Source organism: Gilvimarinus sp. DA14 (assembly GCF_024204685.1).
In the GTDB taxonomy this organism is placed as follows: domain Bacteria; phylum Pseudomonadota; class Gammaproteobacteria; order Pseudomonadales; family Cellvibrionaceae; genus Gilvimarinus.
In genome coordinates this window covers 1,472,001-1,494,499 of record NZ_CP100350.1, presented here as the reverse complement: position 1 = coordinate 1,494,499, position 22,499 = coordinate 1,472,001, and the positions used below count along the sequence as shown (strand labels likewise).

The following is a 22,499-nucleotide window of genomic DNA, read 5'->3' as shown; positions in this document are numbered from 1 at the left end:
TTATGAGCAATATGTATGAAACCAAAAGGCGCGAATACACCCAAGGTGGTTTGCGCCGCGCCGATTTGGCCGAGTCTCCCTATACCCAGTTTGAGCGCTGGTTTGAGCAGGCCGAAGCCGGCGGAGTGAGTGATCCGACCGCTATGGTATTGGCAACGGCGTCCCCCGGTGGCCAGCCGTCTCAGCGAATTGTGTTGTTAAAGCAGCTGGACGAGCGCGGTTTTGTGTTTTTCACCAATTACAACAGCCGCAAAGGCCGAGATCTGGCCGGCAATCCTAAAGCCAGTGTGTTGTTTCCCTGGCATATGTTTGATCGCCAGGTAAAAGTGTGTGGTCTGGTGGAAAAGCTTGAGCGCACAGTTTCCGAGGCCTATTTTTCTTCGCGGCCGCGTACCAGCCAACTGGCAGCCTGGGCGTCGCCCCAGAGTGATGTGATTGCCTCGCGCGAGCAGCTGGAGACCAATTTCCGTGAGCTTGATAAGCGCTACGCCGACGCCGATATTCCCACCCCGGCGCACTGGGGGGGCTATCGCCTAGTGCCCACCGAGGTAGAGTTTTGGCAGGGCGGTGCGCACCGGTTGCACGACTGTTTTCGCTACCGCTATGAGAACAATCAATGGCTTATTGACCGGGTGGGGCCCTAATGGCTGTTGCCGAGCAAATGCGCGCAATTGTTCACGAGAGTCGCGAGGCGAGCGGTTTGGTCCTGCACAGTTTGCCCACCCCCCGCCCCTTTGCGGATGAAGTTTTAATTCGCGTCGCCGCCTGTGGTGTCAACCGCCCCGATGTGTTGCAGCGCCAGGGCTTGTACCCACCACCGCCCGATGCCTGCGAACGTTTGGGCCTGGAGGTGGCCGGTGAGATTGTTGCCCTGGGCGAAAACGCCAGTGGTTTTAGCATTGGCCAAAACGTCTGCGCCTTAGTTAATGGTGGCGGCTATGCCGAGTATTGCACCGCCAAGGTGGGGCAGGTTTTACCTGTGCCCGAAGGGCTCTCCCTTGTACAGGCGGCGGCGCTACCGGAAACCTTTTTTACCGTTTGGCACAATGTGTTCGAGCGCGGCCAACTAAAACCGGGCGAAACACTATTGGTGCATGGCGCTGCCAGCGGCATAGGTACCACGGCCATTCAGCTTGGCAAAGCTTTTGGTGCGCAGGTGTTGGCCAGCGCAGGGAGTAAAGAAAAGTGCGCAGCGGCGATTACCCTGGGGGCTGAACGCGCGATCCATTACAGGGACGAAGACTTTGTCAGCGTTGTGCGCGAGTTCGGCGGCGCCGATGTGATTTTGGATATGGTGGGTGGTGAATATCTAGCTCGCAATATTAAAGCGGCAAAGCCCGATGGCCGTATTATCAATATTGCCTATTTACAGGGCAGTAAAGTCGAGCTGGATTTTATGCCGGTTATGCTCAAACGATTGACCTTAACCGGATCAACGCTACGCGCCCAAAATCCGGAGCGTAAAAAAGAAATTGCACAGCAGTTATTGAAAAAAGTTTGGCCATTGCTAAGCGCGAAACAAATAGCGCCCGTGATTGCCGCCAGCTTTCCCCTGGAAAGAGCCAGCGAAGCTCATGCTTTAATGGAATCCAATCGCCATATTGGCAAAATTATTTTAACCACAGAATAAAAACACTATGGAAGAAAAGCGCAAACCTTTACAAGGCATTCGGGTGATTGAATTTGGCCAATTGATTGCAGGCCCTTTTGCAGGAAGCCTGTTGGCTTACTTCGGTGCTGAGGTGATTAAGATTGAGCCACCCGGTAAAGGCGACCCGATTCGCGGCTGGCGCGCGGTGGAAAACGGCACCTCTTTTTGGTGGCGTTCCATCGGGCGGAATAAAAAAAGTGTCACTCTTGATTTAAAGCAGCCGGAAGGCGCTGACCTGGCAAAGCAATTGTGCCGCGATGCCGATGTGTTAATTGAAAACTTTCGCCCCGGGGTGATGGAGTCTTGGGGGTTGGGGCCGGATGCGATCAAAGCGGACAACCCCAGTCTAATCTACGCGCGCATTTCCGGTTACGGTCAAGATGGCCCCTACAGCAACAAGCCCGGCTTTGCCTCTGTGTGTGAAGGCTTTAGTGGTTTTCGCTATGTAAATGGTCACCCGGGCGAGGCGCCCGTGCGGCCCAATCTAAGTATTGGTGATTCCATTGCGGGTTTGCACGCCGCCTTTGGTGTGGTGATGGCGCTGCTCGGTCGCGAGCGCAGTCAGGCGGCGGGGCAGATAGTGGACGTGGCTTTGTATGAATCCATGTTTAATTTAATGGAGGCTGTGGTGCCCGAGTATTCCGGTGCGGGCATTGTGCGCGAGCCATCGGGCACAACGGTTACCGGAATCGTACCCACCAATACCTATCGCTGCCAAGACGGGAAATATGTTGTGATTGGCGGCAATGGCGACTCTATTTTTCGGCGTTTAATGTCCGCCGTAGGGCGCGAGGATTTGGCGCGTGATCCGCGTATGAGTGATAACGCCGGGCGGGTGGAGTGTGAAAACGAAATCGACAAAGTGTTGGCGGACTGGTGTCGGACGAGAGATTGCCAGCAGGTGTTGCAGGTGCTGGAAAATGCCCGCGTTCCATCGGGCCCGATTTACAGCGTAGCCGATATGTTTAGCGATTCTCATTACCGGGCCCGCGGTATGTTCGAGCAGGTGGAAATTGACGGTCGCAAGCTGGAAATTCCCGCCATGGTGCCCAAGTTACAAACTACCCCGGGTGGTACCGAGTGGCCCGGCGGCACTGTGGGGGCGTATACGGATAGTGTACTGCACGAGCGCCTTGGTTTATCGATTGCAGCTTTAACCGACTTAAAGGCTCGTGGCGTTATTTAAACCTAGCCATCTTTTCCTTACTTGAAACTAGGTGGGGCGTCAGAGGCGGCCCTACTGCCCGTCAAACGATACTCCCACGTTGGTGCGGATAGATAAACTTTTTTGCGACACCTTTTAGGGCACCGATTACGTTCGGTGCTGCAGATCAGTGCGCGCAAGTTATTTTTTAAATTTGATGTTGATCACATCTTGACAACGTTGTCCACAACGGAGTAAAAATAATAACCTGTAATTTGCTGGTTTGTGAAAATAAATATCAGATCATTGCCGGCGTTATTGTGTTTCTTTTCGTTACGGAAAGTCTGGGGTTGTGATTCTCGGTAACGGCCGGCGCGTATGCCGAGGGGAAATGCAGTGTTGGGGATTTCGGTACGCCGAAACAAAAAGAACATTCAAAAAGGGTATGTGGCTATGCAATTCAGTAAAAAACTGCTGAGCCTCGCGGTGTGCGCGGCGGCGACAGGTGTAGCGGTTCCATCAGTATTCGCACAGAGTGCGGCTGCTGAAGAGGAATTGGTAGAGGAAGTTGTAGTGCGCGGGATGCGCCAGAGTATCGAAAGTGCGCAAGACATGAAGCGCTTTGCCGATACAGTTAAAGACGTTATTACAGCTTCAGATATCGGCGCGCTGCCAGATAAAAGTGTGACTGAAGCGCTGCAGCGTGTACCGGGTGTAACGATTGAACGCTTCGCCTCGTCGGATGACCCGAAACACTACGCCGATGAAGGTACCGGTGTACTGGTGCGCGGTTTGGATCGGGTGCGCTCCGAAGTAAATGGTCGCGATGCCTTCAGTGCAAACCCCTATGGTGGTCTGAATTACGAAGATTTTCCGGCCGAGCTTTTAGGCGCGGTGGAAGTTGTTAAAAACCAAACCGCCGATAAAATTTCGGGCGGTATTGCCGGTACCGTAAACCTGATATCTCGCAAGCCATTTGATTCCGACGATCAGATAATTTCTTTTACCGCCAAGGGTAATTACGGCGATTACCGCGAAGAGTGGACGCCTTCTTTCTCCGCACTGTTTTCGGATTCCTGGGAGACCAGCGCCGGTCGTTTTGGCTTTTTGGTCTCTGGCGCATACTCTGAATACAAAACCCGCGGCGATGGTGTAGGCCTGGGTAACTTCCACTCGCGCAGCGATGAATATTATCGCGGCTCGTGGGATGAGTGGGGCACCTTGCAAGGCGCGCCGGGTAAAGTAGAAGGTTATTACGACGGCCCCTGTGTGCCTAACGCCCTGGGTTGGATGCCCGAGTGTAATGGTGTGCCCGCTGAGCTGATTACCGCAGAAACGGCCGAAGCGCCACCGGTTGATGGTGATCCGCTACCGGGCCAACCCGCTGGCGAAGTGTGGTATGTGCCGGCTAACTACCATCTCAGTACCGCTGAGAATGACCGCGAGCGTCAGGGTTTAACAGCGTCTTTGCAGTGGGCAAATAACGATGAAACCATCGTTACCACCTTAGAGCACATCAGCTCTGAAGCCTCCTTGGAATGGCGCGAGCGGGTTATTGCCTCGGGTGACCGTGGCTTTGTCAGCGGCACGGGTAACGCCGTGGTGTGGACGGAAGAAGATGGCCGTCCTATCACCACCACCGAAGATGGCTTTTTAACCTCTGGGGTAGGGGCCAATGCGGATATCAACTTCCCGCTGCAGTTCCGCAGTCGTTGGAATTACAACGAAGATACGGTTGAAGATACCTCGTTTAATGTTGAGTTAAATCCCACTACCCGTTTAAAAGTGGTATTGGATTATCAGCACGTGGATTCAACCCAGACCACTCACAACTACAACCTAACCAGTCGAGTGCGCGGTGACCTGACTGCCGAAGTGGCGCCGTTTTTCCTCGATTTGCGCGGCGATACGCCAACCATTGAGTACTTAAATTCGCGCGTATCTGACCCCACCATCAATACCGTGGGCGACGCCCCTAACCCGGATTTATACCTGGGTAACGGCATGCAGCAGGAGGTGCGCTCTGACGCCTCTATGGATGCCTTTAAAATTGATGTGGAGTACACCTTTGACGGCCCACTTACCGCCATTAAAGGCGGTGCTTACTACTCGGATAAAGAGCTGGAAATTGGCGATACCGAGTATTCTAACTGGACCGCGCTGGGTACTCCGTGGGTACAGGGTGATCGCTACAATGCGTCGCCACAACAACAGCCAGATCTGTTTGAGCGGGTAAGCTTTGCCGATCACTACAACGGTGAAGTGGTGCAGGGTGAGTACAACAGCTTCCTGTTCCCGCGCATGGATTTGGTAGAGGATTTTGCCAATACTCTACGCGATGGCTGTGGTGTGTGGAATGCGGTGGGTAATGCCAGTGATGGCAGCGGCCGCTGCGGTGTTCCTTACGAAGATATGAACAACCGGATTGATGGGCCTTTCTCAGTCTATCAGTTGAGTTCGTCTGGCGAAGAGCGCACCGAGGCGTATATTCGCGGCGACTTTGAGTTCGACATGGCCATGCCACTTAGAGGTAATATCGGTTTGCGCTATGTAAGCTATCAGCTTGAGTCTACCGGCTTTGAAGTACTGCCGCCGGTGGATAAGCGCGGCACCGACTCGCTGGCCGACGTTATTGCAAACGATCATCCGGATTTGTACGCGCTGGCCGATGGCAGCGCCGAACAGAGTACGGTACAGGGCACTGACTATGACACAGTGCTGCCAAGCTTGAATTTAAGTTTGGGGTTAACCGACGACTTGGTGCTGCGCTTTGCCGCGTCTAAGGCGCTTTACTATCCCAGCCTGCTGGACAGCCGCAACAGCATGGTGGTGAGTCTGGACTATGAAAACGTGTTGCAAGATCCATCCTCGGGCCGCGATGAAGTCACCAACCCGGTAGTGGGCATTGAAGATATCGAAATTACCGCGGTATCGCGTAACCCCTACCTGGAGCCGGAAGAATCCGTTAATTTGGATTTAACTCTGGAGTGGTACTTTGCGCCGGTGGGTTCGGTGAGTCTGGCTTTGTTTCAGAAAGATCTGGATAACATTATTCGCAACAAGAGCTTTGCCTACGAGCTGGAGCACGCCGGTTACACCTATCCGGTATCGGCTTACGGCCCGGATAACACCGGCTCGGGCACCATTCGCGGGGCGGAATTCTCTTACCAGCAGTTCTACGACTTTTTACCCGGCGCCTGGAGTGGTTTAGGTCTGCAGTTCAACTACACCTATATCGACCAGGACGGGTTGGAAGATCCGCTGAACGAAAGCACCTCGGATTTGATTTTCAACAACGACGGTTCACAGGTAACGGATAACCGCAACAGCTTCCGCGTATTCTCGGGCTTGCCGCTGCAGGGTTACTCGGATGAAAACCTGAACATTGTCGGTATGTACGAGTACGGTGATGTATCCTTGCGGGTGGCCTACAACTGGCGCTCAGAGTATCTGCTGACCCGTCGTGAGTCGGAAGAGTTTGTACCGGCTTACGCAGAACCTGTGGATCACCTGGATGCAAGCTTTTACTACACCATCAACGATAACTGGAAAGTGGGTATCGAGGGCAGCAACTTGCTTAACTCGGAAACCAAAACTCAGTACCAGTTGAACCAAGAGGGTGATAAAACCCAGGCACTTAGCTTTACCACAGACCGTCGCTACGCTTTGAGTGTACGCGCTACCTTCTGATAAGTGTGAGCAAGTGACGCAAGCGAATGCGCGCGATAGCTTCTATCGCGCGCATTTTTCGTTTAACTTGTCATTTTACCTACGCACATGCAGTAAAGCAGTTTCGCTATGCAGAATTTTTTAAGCTTTCCAGAGTACCGGGGTGTAAGCCGCGAGCAATTTTTTAACGACATAGTGCCGCAACAAAAACCCGTGGTCATTCGCGGTCTGGTGAGCGACTGGCCGCTGGTTGAGGCATCATTCCAGTCGGATGAATATTTCTGTCGTTATCTTGCGCAGTTTTATCGTGGCGAGCACGTCAATGTAGTGCTCGGCCATCCTGCCATTGAGGGGCGTTTTTTTTACAACGATAATCTGGATGGCTTTAATTATATTGAAGGCGGCGAGCGGCTGGATTTGTTCTTGGGGCGGTTGCTGGAGTTGGCCGGTCGCGACGTAAAACCCTCTGTAGCGGTACAGGGGGTGGCGGTGGATAAAATTCTGCCGGGGTTGTCCGCCGCCAATCCGGCCACTTTATTCGCCGAGCCTGTAGCACCCAAGCTGTGGGTGGGCAATAAAGTGTCTGTCTCCGCGCACTATGACGGCTCCGATAACTTGGCCTGCGTCGTGGCCGGTAAGCGGCGCTTTGTGCTGTTCCCACCCGAGCAAGTGGCTAACTTGTATCCCGGGCCGCTGGATTACACGCCCGCCGGTGCACCGGTGAGTTTAGTGTCACTGCACGCCCCGGATTTTGATCGCTACCCGCGTTACCGCGAGGCTTTAAAAAACGCCTATAGCGCGGTGCTTGAACCCGGCGATGCGATTTTTATTCCCATGCTTTGGTGGCACCACGTGGATTCGCTGGCCGAGGTTAACGGCTTGATGAATTACTGGTGGAATGGTTCGATCGGTAAACCGCAACAAAAGCCTACGCCGCTGCAAAGTTTAAATTTTGCTGCTATGGCGATGCGCGATTTAACCCCCGCGCAGCGCAACGCCTGGCGAGCCATGTTTGATCACTATCTGTTTAAACAAGGGGAAGACCCTCAGTCTTATATTCCGGCCCATAAACAGGGTGTGCTGGGGGAAATGTCGCCGGAGTTTGAGCGCCAGGTTAAAGACTGGTTTATCAGCTTGTTGAAGTGAGTCGCGCAGTATGAAGATAAAAAAAATCGCCATTGTGGGCGGCGGTACCGCCGGTTGGTTGGCGGCGAATTACCTGGGGCTATCCGTGGGCCGCGACCCAGAGGTGGAGATCTGCCTGATCGAATCCAAGGATGTACCCACCATTGGCGTCGGCGAGGGCACTGTGCCCAATATACGCGCTACTCTGCAGCGCTTTGGTATCGACGAGCGCGAGTTTATGGCCAAGTGTCAGGCCACCTTTAAGTTGGGTATCAAGTTTGCCAACTGGATGGATGCTGACAAGTACGGGGCGGACCATTATTACTATCATCCGTTTGTAGCGCCTTTTCCTGTAGGGGTGGATATCAGCCACTATTGGATGCACCACCAACAGCAAATGGCGTTTTCTGAACTCTCGGCTATGCATGCGCTGGCCGAGCACAATATAGGCCCCAAGCATCCTTCGTCGTCTCCCTACGATGGGGTGGTGCACTACGCGTATCACTTTGATGCGGGAAAGTTTGCGCAACTGCTCGCTGATAATGCCCTTACTCGCTTTGGCGTTCGTCACAAGTTTGCAACTATCGAACACGTGGTGATGGGCGATGATGGCAGTATTGATCGTTTGCAGTTTGCCTCGGGCGGTGAAGAGGCGTTTGATTTTTATATCGACTGTTCGGGCTTTGCCTCGCGTTTACTGGGGCAGGCTTTGCAAGTGCCGTTTTTAGCGAAAACTGAGCAAATCCCAACGGACACGGCGCTGGCCGTACAGGTGCCGACCGAGCCCAGCGATGAGGTGCAGCCTTACACCACCGCTAAAGCCCACAGTGCGGGATGGATTTGGGACATCCCCCTGCCTCATCGGCGCGGCACGGGCTTTGTGTATTCATCGTCGCATATGAGTGAGTCGCAGGCCGTGGCAGAGTTTTCCCGCTATCTGGGGTTTGATGCCGAAGCGGCGAATTTGCGCAAGGTGCCTATGCAGGCGGGGTATCGGCAATATTTCTGGCATAAAAACTGCGCCGCGCTGGGATTATCGCAAGGGTTTGTTGAGCCTTTGGAGGCCACCTCCATTATGGTGACGGATTTCTGTGCGGCGCTGCTGGCGGACCATTTTCCTCGCGACACAGACGATATTGCGCTTTTATCGCGTCACTGCAACGACTGGGTGGAGTATATCTGGGAGCGCACCATCGATTTCATTCAGTTGCACTATTGTATTTCCGATCGTCGGGACTCGGATTTCTGGGTCGATTGTACCGACCGAGCCAAGTTATCGGATGTGCTGGCCGAGCGATTGGCGCTGTGGAAAATTGCTTCGCCCAAACGCACCGACTTTTTTAGCACGGTGGATTTATTTAATCAGCAAAGTTATATGTACGTGCTCTACGGCATGTATTTCCCCACCCGTTTACCGGCCCTGAACCCGTCAGAAATTCCACTGGCGGAGGCGAAAATACGCGAGCACAACGCCTGGTGTGAGAAAGCGGTGCAAGCGCTCAGCTCGCACCGCGCCTGGTTAAATCAGTTGCACAGCCGCTAATGTCGGCCGGCCCTAAGAAGAGGTAAAAGTGGTGGGCAAATCACAAAAGCCGAAAACCCTATTAATTGTTGGCGGTGGTACTTCAGGCTGGATGGCCGCGACCTTGATGGCGTCGCGTTGGCCGGATATTAACGTGCGTTTGCTCGAGTCTGACAATATTGGCACGGTAGGGGTGGGCGAGGGCAGTACGCCGCATCTAAAAATTTTTTTTGATACCTTGGGAATTGCTGAGTCCGAGTGGATGCCCCGTTGCAATGCCACGTATAAAAACGGCATTTATTTTTCCAACTGGTCATCGGTGCCGGGCTTCGAGCGTTATTTTCATCCGTTTCCGGCGCAGACGGATGATCTGACCATGCCTATGTTTTTTAAACATATTCAGGCGCGGCGTCTCGGCCGGTCGGAAACCCCTCACCCAGATCAATATTTCCTTGAATCTTACTTAACCCGCAACAACTTGGGCCCTATTGCCGCTGAGTGTTTCCCTTTTAATGTGGCGTACGGCTACCACTTTGATGCAGCGCTGCTGGGCAAGTTTCTGGCTGCCAAGGCCGAGTTCTTAGGGGTCGAGCGTATTGAGGGCAACGTGGCTCAGGTGCAGTTAAACGAGATGGGAGAAATTAGCCGTTTACGGCTGGATGATAGCCGCACTGTACAAGCGGATTTTTTTATCGACTGCACCGGCTTTAAATCTCTGCTATTGCAGGATGCTCTGCAAGTGCCTTTTACCAGCTACCGCGACAATTTGTTTAACGATGCAGCTGTTGTATTGCCCACTGACGCTGCGCTTGAAATTACCCCGGCCACTGATTCTACCGCCCTATCTAACGGCTGGGCTTGGCGAATTCCTCTGCGTAATCGCTGTGGTAATGGTTATGTTTACAGCTCGGCGCACTTGAGCGCAGACCAGGCCGAAACTGAATTGCGCCAGCACTTAGGGCTGCAGGATGCCGAGGTTAGCGCCCGGCACCTGCAAATGAAGGTGGGGGTGGTGCAGCAGCATTGGCGCCACAACTGTGTGGCGGTAGGGCTGGCGCAGGGGTTTATCGAGCCTCTGGAAGCCACGGCTTTGGCGCTGACGTTCAACACCATTATGCAGTTTATTAAACGTTTTGAAGACGGCGATTTTAGCGGTCGATATCAGGATGACTTTAATCGTGAGATTGGCGCAAAGTTTAGTGGTATTCGCGATTACATTGTTTGCCACTACAAGGTGAATCAGCGCACGGACACGGCTTATTGGCGCGATAACGCGGCGAATAACGCACTCTCTGAATCGTTACAGGCGGTGCTGCATCTGTGGCGCCACAGCGATAACTTTGCCGCTGATATGCGCAAGTACAATCTTGAGGGCAGCTATCAGGCAAAATCCTGGGCCTGCCTGCTGGCCGGTTACGGGCTTTTTCCCGCGCTGGATGCCAAGGCGAGCGCGGCACCTGACAACGGCCGTGGTGAGTTGACCGAGCTGGCAGAATTTATTCGCCGCTGTGGCCTTAACTTTACAAACCATAATCAATTGCTTGCCGCCCATGGCGTTACCTAAACCTAGGCTCTAAAATAGCGGCTTTTTCCAGCCCAGAGTGTTTATGCAAATCAGCCCCGGTTTATACCGCCATTACAAAGGCAGTGATTACTTTGTTTACCGCATTGCCACCCACAGCGAAACCGAAGAAGCGCTGGTGGTGTACCGCTGCCTGTACGGGGATTACTCTTGGTGGGTGCGCCCGCTGGCAATGTTTACCGAGTCGGTCGAGCGTGACGGGGTAGCGATACCGCGCTTTGCATTTGTCGCGCCTATGAGTGTGGATGAAGCCGAACGCCGCGCCCGCGGTGAGTCAGCGCAAATGCCCGCCAGCGACGACGACCGCCATTGGATGCGCGAGGCCATGGCCCTTGCCGAGCGTGCCGGAGATAACGACGAAGTGCCTGTGGGAGCTTTGGTGGTACGCGATGGGGTAGTGGTGGGGCGCGGCTATAATCGCCCCATCGGCGCCTGTGACCCTACAGCGCACGCTGAAATGATGGCGCTGCGCGATGCGGCGCGCCAGTTGGGTAATTACCGTCTGGCCGATTGCACTTTGTACGTTACCCTTGAGCCCTGCACCATGTGCACCGGCGCAATTGTGCACAGTCGAATTTCCCGTTTGGTGTATGGCACGGTAGAGCCTAAAGCCGGGGTGGTGGAAAGCCAGGCGCGTTTGCTAGACGCGCCCTATTTTAATCACTCTATTAGCCTCACTCCCGGGGTTGAGCGCGAGGCCTGTCAGCAACAATTGCAGGCGTTTTTTAAACGCCGGCGGGCTGAAAAGAAAGCGCTTAAGGGCTGAGTTCTTCAACCGCTTGCGGGGCTTGCCTGCTCGCCGCGCTTAAGCGTGCCGCACTGCTGCCAACCCCGAGCGGGTTGCAGTTTTTCAAGCTCACTTTACCTTGCAGAATATTCCCTTTGGAGTATTCGTTAAAGTGACAAGTGTTAGTCTTGGGGTCGTAGTTTTCAATCCAGAGATTGTCATCTTTCCAGGTTGCGGTTATGTGTTGCTGGCCTTCGGGTATGGTGATGGTCATCACCCCGCCGTAGCGTTTTACAAACACCTGTTCGAAGTGAAAGTAATAGGCCGCCCAGCCGCCAATAAAAACAATAAGTGCTCCGCCGATGGCACTGCGCCAGAAGTTATTTTTACCCAGCAGTATCAACACCACCATGGCCAGGGTAATAACGCCACCCCAGTAGAGATAAGTAATCATAATCACATCCTGTTGCGAAAAGAATTGGTTGCTTAGTGTAGCCTAAATGCCATCCGTAGCCGGGCGCCACGGTTAATGCCAGGCTAAATGTGTGTTAAGGCAGGGGGGGCACTTCCCTATGCTCGGTAGGTGATCCCGGACTATAAAATTGACAGCGGCGCGAGCTGATTTTGGGACGCTTTGCTGCTAGCGTCATCGGTGCTCTCGCCGTCTTCGGCGCCCTCTGAGTTTTCCATCAGCGCCAGGCGGCGCTGTTCCTGTTGGTCGTGCCAGACAATAATATCGCGATACTGAAGGATATTGTTGACATAATGTACCGGCTCCCAGCCGCGCGCGTAGCCGTGTTTTACCGTGCGGTAGTATTTGCGCTTGGCCAACAGGGGGAGGTGTTTTTCCACATCGGCCCACAGATCCGGGTTGCCGCCGTGACGCTGGGTCAGCACCCGGGCATCCTCCAGGTGGCCCATACCGACGTTGTAGGCCGCCAGTGCCAACAGGGTGCGGTCGGGGTCAGTGATGCGCTCGGGTAGGCGCTGGTAAAGATTCTTAAAATATAAGGCGCCGCCGCGCATACTCTGCTCCGGGTCGCGTCGATCCTCAATTCCCAATTCGCGGGCGGTGGTGCGGGTTAGCATCATTAAGCCTCGTACGCCGGTATGCGATACAGCTTTGGCGTTCCAGTGGGACTCCTGATAACTCATGGCCGCCAGCAGTTGCCAGCTCATGTCCACCTCGGCGGCTACCTCCTGAATCAGTTCCTGCCACTGAGGCAGGCGATTTTCTACCCGGTGGGTAAACAGCAGGGCGCCCCCGGTGCTCACGGGGGCCGGGGTGTGGAACAGCTCGGCTACCAGCGCCTCTAGCGAGCCATTGGCTTTAATCTCATCTAAGTATTCCCGCGCTTTGTCGTACAGCGAGCTATCTAAGCGGTGTGCAAAGGCCCAGCCAAGCTGTTCGGAGTCTCCCAGGTCGAAGGCGATACGTGCCTTGGGGAAAATATGAGCGTTGCTGAGGTAGGCGTTGGAGTCGACGATGGCGTAGTCCACCTCGCCGCGGTGCACCATTTCCATCAAGTCGATCATTTCCAGGCTTTCTTGCTCACGCCAAGTGAGGTCCGGAAACTCGGCTTTCAGAGTTTCCAGACGCTCGGCGTGGGAGGAGCCGGCAATCACCAGTAAATCGCCGCCGCTTAGATCTGCCAGAGATTCAGGTTTGGAACTGCCCCGGCGATACAAGAGCTGCTGCTTTACCTCGAGGTAGGGCTGAGTAAATTTAACGGTTTTGGCCCGCTGGGGCGTGATGCTGAGACCCGCGGCGGCCAGGTGGGCCTGATCGCTAGCCACCTGCTGCAGCATTTTGCTCAGGCTTTCCTGCTCCAGAATTTGTAGCTCTACGCCCAGGTAGTCGGCAAAGCCCTGTAGCAGCAAAAACTCAAATCCGGTGGTGCCCTCGGGACCTTCGTAATAGGTGGTGGGGCCGTTGCGCGATATGGCTACCAGGGTGCCAGTTTGCAGTAGTTGTTCAAGGGTGGTGGGTGGGCGGCTGGTGGTCAGAGCTAAAGTCAGAGCAAGCAGTAACACACTGAACAGCAAGCGCTTAGCGCGCAGTCGCGCTGGGAGCCTGTACAGGTATTGGCCGATGGTCTGTTTCAGCATTCACTCCGCCTTCCGGGGTTAGCCGGATTCAGCCTGTGCCCGCTATTCGCATATGCTCTTTAGTGCATGCGCTTAATAGATAGGGTGCATAAAATTTGCGCGATTTTATACACATCGGTGCCGATCTGCCAGCTTGACATGGCCATTTTGTCGTGGACCGCGTCACGCGTCGCAACTGGTGTGGTTGTTTAAATAATAGCTGTGTCGGCATTAAGAGTCTAAAGCCAATTTGAGCTAAGTTATGGAGTTTACTCGCCGCAAAGCTATAGATCGCCGCTCTGGAGAAAATTAGCTGGGTGTTTTTTGAGCTTTAAGTGCCTGTCGCGGCTGCCTTTACCTGGTAATTGCAGTACAATAGCCGCCCTTTTTAGGGTCGGCCGATTTACCTCACCGGACGGGGCTGTCGGCGACCTGTGTGTACACAACTCAACCCCGCTAGCTTGAGGCTCAACCCGCTATGCTGATTTTGCCCGGTGCCCCCGCACTTTCTCCTTTCCGTACGCAAAAATTACTTGCCAGTTTGCAAGAGGTCGCTCCCGGTGTCACCGCCGTGGCGGCCGAATACACCCACTTTATCGATCTGGCCGCGCCCCTGTCAGACGAAGATCAAGTGGTGTTGGGCAAGCTTTTGACCTACGGCCCGCGTATGGATGAAGTGTCCCACGAAGGGCGCCTGTTTTTGGTGGTGCCGCGTTTTGGCACCATCTCGCCCTGGTCTTCCAAGGCCACCGATATTGCCCACAATAGCGGTCTGTTTGAAGTAAAACGCATTGAGCGGGGCATTAGCTACCATGTGCAGGGCGATATTGCCGAGTCTGAGCGCGAAGCAGTTGCTGCATTGTTACACGACCGTATGGTTGAAGCGGTTCTGCCCAGCCTGGAGTCGGCAGGCGGCATGTTTGATCACGCCGAACCCGCGCCGCAGACCAGCGTGGATGTGTTAGGCGGTGGTCGCGACGCTCTGGCCAAAGCCAATGGCGAGTTGGGTCTGGCTTTGGCGGATGACGAAATTGACTACCTGGTGGAGAACTTCCAGAAACTGGGGCGCAACCCGGTGGATGTTGAGCTGATGATGTTCGCCCAGGCCAACTCCGAGCACTGCCGTCATAAAATCTTTAACGCCAGCTGGACCCTGGATGGCGAAGAGCAGCCCCGCAGCCTGTTTAAAATGATCAAAAACACCTTTGAGTGTGGCGGCGAACAAGTGATGTCGGCCTACGCCGATAACGCCGCTGTGGTCGAAGGCCCCCAGGCCGGACGCTTTTACCCGGACCCGGAAACCGCCGAGTACCGCTACAGCAGCGAAAACGTTAACCTGCTGATGAAAGTGGAAACCCACAACCACCCCACGGCTATCTCACCCTTTGCCGGCGCGGGCACGGGTGCCGGCGGTGAAATTCGTGACGAGGGCGCGGTAGGGCGCGGCTCTAAGCCCAAAGTGGGTTTAACCGGTTTTACCGTTTCTAACCTGAATATTCCGTCGTTTATCCAGCCCTGGGAACAGGAGTACGGCAAGCCAGGTCGCATCGTCAGCGCCCTGGATATTATGCTGGATGGCCCCATCGGCGGCGCGGCCTTTAACAACGAGTTTGGCCGCCCCAACATCTGCGGCTACTTCCGCACCTTTGAAGAGAACTACGACGGCGAGCGCCGCGGCTACCACAAGCCCATTATGCTGGCCGGTGGTTACGGCAATATCCGCAGCGAGCACGTCGACAAGCCGCCCTTTGCCGCCGGTTGCAAGCTGGTCGTGTTAGGCGGACCGGCTATGTTGATTGGTCTGGGCGGCGGCGCGGCCTCGTCTATGGATTCGGGCAGCTCGTCCGAAGATCTGGACTTTGCCTCGGTGCAGCGCCAGAACCCCGAAATCGAACGCCGCTGCCAAGAGGTCATCGACCGATGCTGGCAGCTGGGCAACGACAACCCCATCGCCTTTATTCACGATGTGGGCGCCGGCGGCCTGTCTAACGCCTTCCCCGAGCTGGTAAAAGACGGCGGCTGTGGCGGCAGCTTTGAGCTGCGCAACGTGCCCAACGACGAGCCTTCCATGAGTCCCTTGGCGATTTGGTGCAACGAATCCCAAGAGCGTTATGTACTCGCCATTGCGCCTGAAAATCTCGCCCGCTTTGAGCAAATGTGCGAGCGCGAGCGCGCCCCTTACGCGGTAGTGGGGGAATCCACCAGCGAGCAGCACCTGGTGGTTAACGACAAGCACTTCGACGCCAAGCCCGTGGATCTGCCCATGTCGCTGCTGTTCGGCAAGCCGCCCAAAATGCACCGCGAGGCCAGCCGCTACACCCCGGCCTCGGACGAATTTAACACCGCCGAAATTGACATTAACGAAGCCGCCGAGCGTGTGCTTAAGCACCCCACGGTGGCCAATAAGAGCTTTTTGATCACCATTGGCGACCGCTCTGTTACCGGTATGGTGGTACGCGATCAGATGGTCGGCCCCTGGCAGATTCCGGTGGCCGACTGCGCCATTACCACCGTCAGTTACGACTCGGTCAAAGGCGAGGCCATGAGCATTGGCGAGCGCACCCCGAGCGCGCTACTGGACGCCCCGGCGTCTGGTCGTATGGCCGTGGGCGAGGCCCTCACCAACATCGCCTGTGCCCCGATTGCCGATATCAAAGACATTAAATTGTCCGCCAACTGGATGTGCGCTGCCGGCCACAAAGGCGAAGACGAAAAACTTTACCGCACCGTTGAGGCCGTGGGCATGGAGCTGTGCCCGGCACTGGGTATCACCATTCCGGTGGGTAAAGACTCTATGTCCATGCGCACCGCCTGGAGCGAAAACGGCAAAGACAAAGCCGTCACCGCGCCTTTGTCGCTGGTGATTACCGCGTTTAGTCCGGTCAGCGATGTGCGCCTGTCGGTCACCCCCGAGCTTCGCACCGATCAGGGCGAGACCGAGCTGCTGTTGGTGGACCTGGGCGCAGGTAAAAACCGTTTGGGTGGTTCTGTTCTGGCGCAAACCTACAATCAGCTGGGCGACACCCCGGCGGATGTGGATAGCGCCGCACAATTAAAGGGCTTTTTTGAGGCCACCCAAAAAGCCCTGGCTGAGGGTTGGATTCTCGCTTATCACGACCGCTCCGACGGCGGTTTATTCGCCACCCTGGCCGAGATGAGCTTTGCTGGTCACTGCGGTATTGATGTGGACATTAACGCCCTGGGCGAGTGTCCGCTGACCGCATTGTTTAGCGAAGAGCTGGGCGCCGTGTTGCAAGTTAAGCGCGCCGATGCCGAAAAAGTAAAAGCCTTGTACGCCGATGCCGGCCTAACTGGTCTGGTGCATAGCATTGGTACCCTGAATGAAGACGACTGGCTGCGCATCGCGCAAAACGGCGAGCTGGTGTTCGACCAAAGCCGCGTTATTTTGCAGAGTTTGTGGAGCGAAACCAGCTACCAGATGCAGGCGCTGCGCGATAACCCCGCCTGCGCTAAGCAGGAGTTTGACGGCATTATGGCCGCTAACCCCGGCCTGAGCGCAGAGCTGAGCTACGATATCAACGACGATGTCGCCGCGCCTTTCATCAGCAAAGGCGAGCGCCCGCGTATCGCGGTACTGCGTGAGCAGGGCGTTAACGGCCATGTGGAAATGGCCGCGGCGTTTGATCGCGCAGGCTTTGCCGCCGTGGACGTACATATGAGCGATCTGCTGGCCGGGCGCGTTGGTCTGGAAACCTTTAAAGGCCTGGTGGCCTGCGGTGGCTTTTCTTACGGTGACGTACTGGGCGCCGGTGAGGGCTGGGCCAAAACCGTGCTGTTTAACCAGCAGGTGCGCGATCAGTTCGAAGGTTTCTTCAACCGCGCCGATACCTTTAGCCTGGGGGTGTGCAACGGCTGTCAGATGATGTCTAACCTGAAAGATCTGATTCCCGGCGCCGATCACTGGCCGCGCTTTGTGCGCAACTTGTCCGAGCAGTTTGAAGCGCGCTTCTCGCTGGTAAAAATCCAGGAGTCGCCCTCGGTGCTGTTTAAAGGTATGGCGGGCTCGCATATGCCTGTGGCCGTGGCCCACGGCGAAGGTCGCGCTGAATTCGCCGATGACCGCGCTTTAAACAGCTGCGACAACAGCGGTCTGGTGGCCATGCGCTATCTGGATAACAGCCTACAGGTGACCGAGCAGTACCCGGCCAACCCCAATGGCTCACCTTTGGGTATCACCAGTGTCACCAGCGAAGATGGCCGCGCCACCATTATGATGCCTCACCCCGAGCGGGTATTCCGCGCGGTGACTAACTCCTGGCATCCGGACGACTGGCAAGAAGACGGCGCCTGGCTGCGTCTGTTCCGTAACGCCCGGGTGTTTGTGGGATAGTCGGCGACAGAAGTCTTATTTCTGAACTAAAAAGCGAGCCATTGGCTCGCTTTTTTTTATGGCTGCAAAGATGTGTTCTATAAATGCAATTTATACAGCTCATTATGGTTTTTGTATGGCAAACCCGGCGAGGCTTAACCATACTGAATATCCCACCTAGCGAGCTTAAGCTTACAAAAGCTTGCTATTCGAGGGTTTAACCGTAATTGGATATAAATAACTGATAAGCAGGAGAAGACGCATGGGCGTTAATAATATCAGCGAAGGGAAGTGCCCTGTGATGCATGGCTCACGCACGAAGGTAGCCGACGAGCGCACAGGCAACGAGCACTGGTGGCCCAACCAGTTGAACTTAAGCATTCTGCATCAAAATCACCCCAGCTCAAATCCATTGGGCCAGGCATTCGATTATGCAGCCGAGTTCAACAAGCTGAATTTGGCTGAAGTGAAGCAAGATATTGAAAAGGTATTAAAAGACTCGCAGGATTGGTGGCCGGCGGACTATGGTCATTACGGCCCGTTTATGATTCGTATGGCCTGGCACAGTGCCGGTACCTACCGCTTGGGCGATGGTCGCGGCGGTGCGCGCACCGGCACTCAGCGTTTTGCTCCTTTGAACAGTTGGCCTGATAACGGCAACCTGGATAAAGCGCGTCGTCTGTTATGGCCAATTAAGAAAAAGTACGGTAACAAACTCTCCTGGGCAGATTTGTACATCCTTACAGGCAATGTGTCGCTGGAGTCCATGGGGTTTAAAACTTTTGGCTTTGCCGGTGGCCGTGAAGACGTGTACGAACCGGAACAAGATATTTACTGGGGCGCTGAGAAAGAGTGGCTGGCCACCAGTGACAAAGAAGGCAGCCGCTACAGTGGCGAGCGGGATTTAGAAAACCCGTTGGCTGCGGTGCAAATGGGTTTGATTTACGTTAACCCCGAAGGCCCCGATGGCAATCCGGACCCATTGGCATCGGCTCGCGATATTCGCGAAACCTTTGGGCGCATGGCCATGAATGACTATGAAACCGTCGCCCTTACGGCCGGTGGTCACACCTTCGGTAAAACTCACGGCGCGGGCGATGCCGAATCGGTTGGTCCCGAACCCGAGGCGGCTCCCGTAGAACAGATGGGCCTGGGTTGGATAAGCTCCCATGGTTCGGGCAAGGGTAGCGACACCATCACCAGTGGTCTGGAAGGGGCCTGGACCCCCACGCCCACCCAGTGGGATATGAGCTATTTTGATGTGCTGTTTGGCTACGAGTGGGAGCTGTCTAAAAGTCCTGCCGGTGCCAATATTTGGGTGCCGAAAGATTTGCAGGATAAAGACCGCGCGCCAGATGCCGAGGATGCCAGCAAGCGCGTCGGAATTATGATGAGTACCGCCGATATGGCAATGCGTGAAGATCCCGAATATCGCAAAATTTCCGAGCACTTCCATAAAAATCCGCAAGAGTTTGCTGACGCCTTCGCCCGCGCCTGGTTCAAGCTGACTCACCGGGATATGGGCCCCAAAGCGCGCTACCTAGGGCCAGAGGTTCCCGCTGAAGATTTAATCTGGCAAGACCCAGTGCCCGAGGTGGATTACGAGCTGGTCAATGACGCCGAAGTGGCTGCTTTGAAAGAGAAAATTCTCGCCTCAGGATTAACGGTTGCGGAGCTGGTCTACACCGCTTGGTCTTCGGCCTCTAGCTACCGTGGCTCAGATATGCGCGGTGGCGCTAATGGGGCACGCATTCGTCTGGCGCCGCAAAAAGACTGGGAAGTAAACCAGCCCGAACAACTGCAAAAGGTTCTATCCGCCCTGGCAGGTATTCAAAGCCAATTCAACAGTGCGCAGGCGGGCAGTAAACAGATCTCTATGGCTGATCTGATTATTCTGGCCGGTTCCGCTGCGATTGAAAAAGCGGCGCAGGATGCCGGTATGCAAGTTACCGTGCCTTTTAGTCCGGGTCGCGGTGATACTACCGACGAGCTTACCGACGCCGAGTCTTTTGAGCCGCTGGAGCCAGAGGCCGATGGTTTTAGAAACTACAGTCGTAAACTGTATATCACCTCGCCCGAAGAGATGCTGCTGGATAAAGCGCAGCTGTTGGGGTTAAGCGCACCCGAAATGACTGTGCTGGTGGGGGGCATGCGCGTACTGGGTGCGAACTACCAAGGCAGCAAGCTTGGTGTATTCACCCACAGGCCAGGTCAGTTGAGCAATGATTTCTTTGTCAATTTGACCGATCTGAACACTCAGTGGAAATCCACAGGCGACAACAGCTACGAGGGCCGCGATATGAAAACCGGCGCGGTGAAATGGACTGGCACACGTGTGGATCTGATTTTCGGCTCTAACTCGCAGCTGCGCGCCCTGGCCGAGGTGTATGCGCAAGATGACGCCAATGAACGCTTTGTCAGCGATTTTATCAGCGCTTGGGTAAAGGTAATGAACGCCGATAGATTCGATTTATAACGTTTACATCAGGCTAAACAACGGCGCCTTAGTAAAGCGCCGGCGACTGAACAACGAGCCCCGCAGGGCTCGTTTTCGTTTCTATTATGTGACACATTGCGTGACCTAAGCGCTGTTGGTAATCTAAAACAATAAATATAAGAACTGGCGTAGATTTTATGCTCTGCAACAAGTATTTACTGCTACTTTTATTGTTTTCCGTGTCAGCGACAAATGCCGCGCAAGTTTACCGGTATTGGGATTGGGGGCAGTCGCCTAAGCGCGACGCCTATCAGCTCGCGCTGCTCGAAAGTGCTTTAGAGGTAACCCGAGATTCTCACGGACCTTACCAGCTGGTACGGGTGGCGCAAGAATTTAGCACCAGCCGAGCGCGCAGAGAAATTAATAAGGCCAAGCTTATTAACATACGCACAGGCCCTTATTTGCCGCCAGGGGCGAGCCAGGATAAAAATGAAGAAAATCACCCCATAAAGGTACCCATCCTATTTAATCTGCTCGGTCATCAGCGCTTGATTATACGTGCGAATGATATCGATTGTTTCCGGCGGCTGGACAACCTTTTAGCCTTGGCCGACTATCAAGTCGGCTTGGGTCGTGGCTGGGCTGATGTGGATATTTACCGCCACAATGGTTTTCGGGTCAGTGATATCGCCCATGTTACGTCTTTGGTATCTATGCTGCAGCAGGGGAGGTTTGATTTTCTACCGGCGACATTAATGGACTATCGCGAGGCTATTGCCAGCTCGGAGACTGCTGAACAGCTGGCGGTTGTTCCGGATACCGTAGTGAGTTTCTGGTTTCCAGTGGTTTTTTATGTCGGCAAGGGTAATCTTCATTTAGCCGAGAGAATCGAAACGGGCCTTAACTTGTTACAGCAGCACGGAGGTATGCAAGATTTGTTTCGTCAACACTTTGCGGCTGAAATAGAATTTTTGCGCAGGGAGGGCTTGAAATTCATTACCTTGGAAAATCCCTATCACGATCCCAGCCTCTCCATGTCATCCATCTCGGCTAAGGGCACGCTTCTAAAGGAAGATTCTAGTCGCAATCCGTAACTCCGTTATCTGTGATCAGTAATTTTATCCTACGGCCGAAGCGTTCACTGTGCCAAGAGAGTCGATGATTCGCTAGAGTTTATGGTTGTGCTTGCGACTTGTTTTACTCAGTTGCTGAGGCTGAGCTTGTCTGGACTTAAGCTGCCGCGATTTTTGCGCGACTTTAATTAACCGTTGAAATTTATCGCACTCTAGGTGGTCCTCGTGGGGACACAGTGCAGCGTGGCGCAGACCGTCACGCATAGCGCTTAGGCGTTTAATGCGGCGGTCCAGCTCGTCCGCCTGAGCGCTAAGCTGCTCGCGGTCGATTTGTAGCTTGCCGCCTGCAAACATAGCGCCTATGTCTTGCAGTGAAAAGCCCGCTTCTTGCGCTAAAGCAATTAAACCTAATTGTTGAATCACCTGAGGGTAGTACTGGCGCCTCAGCCCCTGACGCCCGGCGGGTTTAATTAACATTAGCTCTTCATAATAGCGCAGCGTAGCAGCTGTTATATTAGCCTCGCGCGCGACCTGAGCAATATCCAGTAAAGCTTCTCTGTTCATCTCTTGACTTCAAGTTGGCTTTAAGTTGCAGACTGTTATTTTAGATCTGTTGGGAGGCAAATATGAAGTCAATATCTGAATGGGTTTTAGCTGCGGTTCTTCTTGGCGTTAGCGCAACGGCGTTGCTTGACTGCTGGGCCTGGCTGCAGCGCTGGGCGTTTAATACTCCTTCAATGAATATGCGATATCTCGGACGCTGGCTTGGGCACGTATCGGCGGGCCGGGTGTTCCATAGAGCTATCGCTCAGTCAAGTCCGGTCGTTGCGGAGCTGTGGCTGGGTTGGGTTTTTCACTATATTACAGGCGTCGTGTTTGCGTTAGTGTTTCTCGGCTGGGTGGGCAACGCCTGGTTATTTCAGCCAAACTTATGGCCAGCGCTAGGGTTTGGCGTAGCTACGGTGCTGCTACCCTTTTTGTTTATGCAACCGGGTATGGGGCAGGGTATCGCCGCCAGCAGGACGGCTGCACCTTGGACGGCACGACTGAAAAGCCTACTCAATCATGCAATTTTCGGTGTTGGCTTATACCTTGCCGGCATAGTTTGGTTTAGTGGAGGCTGAGGGTAAGCTGAAGGTAAATTGTCGTAA

At 54.5% G+C, this 22,499-nt stretch carries 15 protein-coding genes; 12 read left to right on the top strand and 3 right to left on the bottom strand.

Annotated features, from left to right (window positions below; translation table 11 throughout):
* Positions 1-2: 2 nt before the first annotated feature.
* From pdxH to tadA, 8 genes are all read left to right on the top strand, one after another.
* On the top strand, positions 3-644 hold the full coding sequence (pdxH, locus tag NHM04_RS06620; RefSeq protein WP_254266201.1) for a pyridoxamine 5'-phosphate oxidase: 642 nt from the start codon (positions 3-5) through the stop codon (positions 642-644).
* On the top strand, positions 644-1,630 hold the full coding sequence (locus NHM04_RS06615; RefSeq protein WP_254266200.1) for an NAD(P)H-quinone oxidoreductase: 987 nt from the start codon (positions 644-646) through the stop codon (positions 1,628-1,630). Before pdxH ends, NHM04_RS06615 begins: the two co-directional genes overlap by 1 nt.
* Before the next feature lie 7 nt (positions 1,631-1,637).
* Complete coding sequence (locus NHM04_RS06610; RefSeq protein WP_254266199.1) at positions 1,638-2,837, top strand: CaiB/BaiF CoA-transferase family protein; 1,200 nt, start codon at positions 1,638-1,640, stop codon at positions 2,835-2,837.
* 411 nt (positions 2,838-3,248) lie between these two features.
* Entirely contained in the window at positions 3,249-6,485 is a 3,237-nt protein-coding gene (locus tag NHM04_RS06605) for a TonB-dependent receptor (RefSeq protein WP_254266198.1), read from the top strand.
* Positions 6,486-6,593: 108 nt separating this feature from the next.
* Positions 6,594-7,610, top strand: a complete 1,017-nt coding sequence (locus NHM04_RS06600) for a cupin-like domain-containing protein (RefSeq protein WP_254266197.1) — start codon at positions 6,594-6,596, stop codon at positions 7,608-7,610.
* Between the two features lie 10 nt (positions 7,611-7,620).
* On the top strand, positions 7,621-9,132 hold the full coding sequence (locus NHM04_RS06595) for a tryptophan halogenase family protein (RefSeq protein ID WP_254266196.1): 1,512 nt from the start codon (positions 7,621-7,623) through the stop codon (positions 9,130-9,132).
* A 31-nt stretch (positions 9,133-9,163) separates the two neighbouring features.
* A complete protein-coding gene (locus tag NHM04_RS06590; RefSeq protein ID WP_254266195.1) occupies positions 9,164-10,675 on the top strand; it encodes a tryptophan halogenase family protein in 1,512 nt (503 codons plus the stop codon).
* 43 nt (positions 10,676-10,718) lie between these two features.
* Entirely contained in the window at positions 10,719-11,459 is a 741-nt protein-coding gene (gene tadA / locus NHM04_RS06580) for a tRNA adenosine(34) deaminase TadA (protein WP_371872586.1), read from the top strand.
* On the opposite strand, the gene NHM04_RS06575 is transcribed toward tadA, so the two are convergent.
* Complete coding sequence (locus NHM04_RS06575) at positions 11,449-11,874, bottom strand: hypothetical protein (protein ID WP_254266194.1); 426 nt, start codon at positions 11,872-11,874, stop codon at positions 11,449-11,451. The two genes, tadA and NHM04_RS06575, sit on opposite strands and share 11 nt — an antisense overlap.
* Before the next feature lie 140 nt (positions 11,875-12,014).
* Positions 12,015-13,529 carry a membrane-bound lytic murein transglycosylase MltF gene (mltF, locus tag NHM04_RS06570; RefSeq protein WP_254266193.1) on the bottom strand — a complete coding sequence of 505 codons (1,515 nt, stop codon included), beginning with the start codon at positions 13,527-13,529 and terminating at the stop codon, positions 12,015-12,017.
* Positions 13,530-13,986: 457 nt separating this feature from the next.
* Between mltF and purL the strand changes: the two genes are divergently transcribed.
* From purL to NHM04_RS06555, 3 genes are all read left to right on the top strand, one after another.
* On the top strand, positions 13,987-17,859 hold the full coding sequence (gene purL / locus NHM04_RS06565) for a phosphoribosylformylglycinamidine synthase (protein WP_254266192.1): 3,873 nt from the start codon (positions 13,987-13,989) through the stop codon (positions 17,857-17,859).
* Positions 17,860-18,100: 241 nt separating this feature from the next.
* The gene (gene katG, locus NHM04_RS06560; RefSeq protein WP_254266191.1) at positions 18,101-20,314 is read left to right on the top strand and encodes a catalase/peroxidase HPI; all 2,214 of its coding nucleotides are present in this window, start codon (positions 18,101-18,103) and stop codon (positions 20,312-20,314) included.
* Positions 20,315-20,472: 158 nt separating this feature from the next.
* Positions 20,473-21,369: a hypothetical protein gene (locus NHM04_RS06555; protein ID WP_254266190.1), complete on the top strand. Its 897-nt coding sequence runs from the start codon at positions 20,473-20,475 to the stop codon at positions 21,367-21,369.
* 72 nt (positions 21,370-21,441) lie between these two features.
* Here the strand turns inward: NHM04_RS06555 and NHM04_RS06550 are convergent, their stop codons facing one another.
* Positions 21,442-21,912: a helix-turn-helix domain-containing protein gene (locus tag NHM04_RS06550; RefSeq protein WP_254266189.1), complete on the bottom strand. Its 471-nt coding sequence runs from the start codon at positions 21,910-21,912 to the stop codon at positions 21,442-21,444.
* 62 nt (positions 21,913-21,974) lie between these two features.
* Between NHM04_RS06550 and NHM04_RS06545 the strand changes: the two genes are divergently transcribed.
* Positions 21,975-22,472, top strand: a complete 498-nt coding sequence (locus NHM04_RS06545; RefSeq protein WP_254266188.1) for a DUF2938 domain-containing protein — start codon at positions 21,975-21,977, stop codon at positions 22,470-22,472.
* The last annotated feature ends 27 nt before the right edge of the window (positions 22,473-22,499 follow it).

Bases quoted from the DNA above. Each gene is read 5' to 3' on its own strand.
- pdxH (WP_254266201.1), top strand. From the start codon at position 3: ATGAGCAATATGTATGAAACCAAAAGGCGCGAATACACCCAAGGTGGT.
- NHM04_RS06615 (WP_254266200.1), top strand. From the start codon at position 644: ATGGCTGTTGCCGAGCAAATGCGCGCAATTGTTCACGAGAGTCGCGAG.
- NHM04_RS06610 (WP_254266199.1), top strand. From the start codon at position 1,638: ATGGAAGAAAAGCGCAAACCTTTACAAGGCATTCGGGTGATTGAATTT.
- NHM04_RS06605 (WP_254266198.1), top strand. From the start codon at position 3,249: ATGCAATTCAGTAAAAAACTGCTGAGCCTCGCGGTGTGCGCGGCGGCG.
- NHM04_RS06600 (WP_254266197.1), top strand. From the start codon at position 6,594: ATGCAGAATTTTTTAAGCTTTCCAGAGTACCGGGGTGTAAGCCGCGAG.
- NHM04_RS06595 (WP_254266196.1), top strand. From the start codon at position 7,621: ATGAAGATAAAAAAAATCGCCATTGTGGGCGGCGGTACCGCCGGTTGG.
- tadA (WP_371872586.1), top strand. From the start codon at position 10,719: ATGCAAATCAGCCCCGGTTTATACCGCCATTACAAAGGCAGTGATTAC.
- NHM04_RS06575 (WP_254266194.1), bottom strand. From the start codon at position 11,874: ATGATTACTTATCTCTACTGGGGTGGCGTTATTACCCTGGCCATGGTG.
- mltF (WP_254266193.1), bottom strand. From the start codon at position 13,529: ATGCTGAAACAGACCATCGGCCAATACCTGTACAGGCTCCCAGCGCGA.
- purL (WP_254266192.1), top strand. From the start codon at position 13,987: ATGCTGATTTTGCCCGGTGCCCCCGCACTTTCTCCTTTCCGTACGCAA.
- katG (WP_254266191.1), top strand. From the start codon at position 18,101: ATGGGCGTTAATAATATCAGCGAAGGGAAGTGCCCTGTGATGCATGGC.
- NHM04_RS06555 (WP_254266190.1), top strand. From the start codon at position 20,473: ATGCTCTGCAACAAGTATTTACTGCTACTTTTATTGTTTTCCGTGTCA.
- NHM04_RS06550 (WP_254266189.1), bottom strand. From the start codon at position 21,912: ATGAACAGAGAAGCTTTACTGGATATTGCTCAGGTCGCGCGCGAGGCT.
- NHM04_RS06545 (WP_254266188.1), top strand. From the start codon at position 21,975: ATGAAGTCAATATCTGAATGGGTTTTAGCTGCGGTTCTTCTTGGCGTT.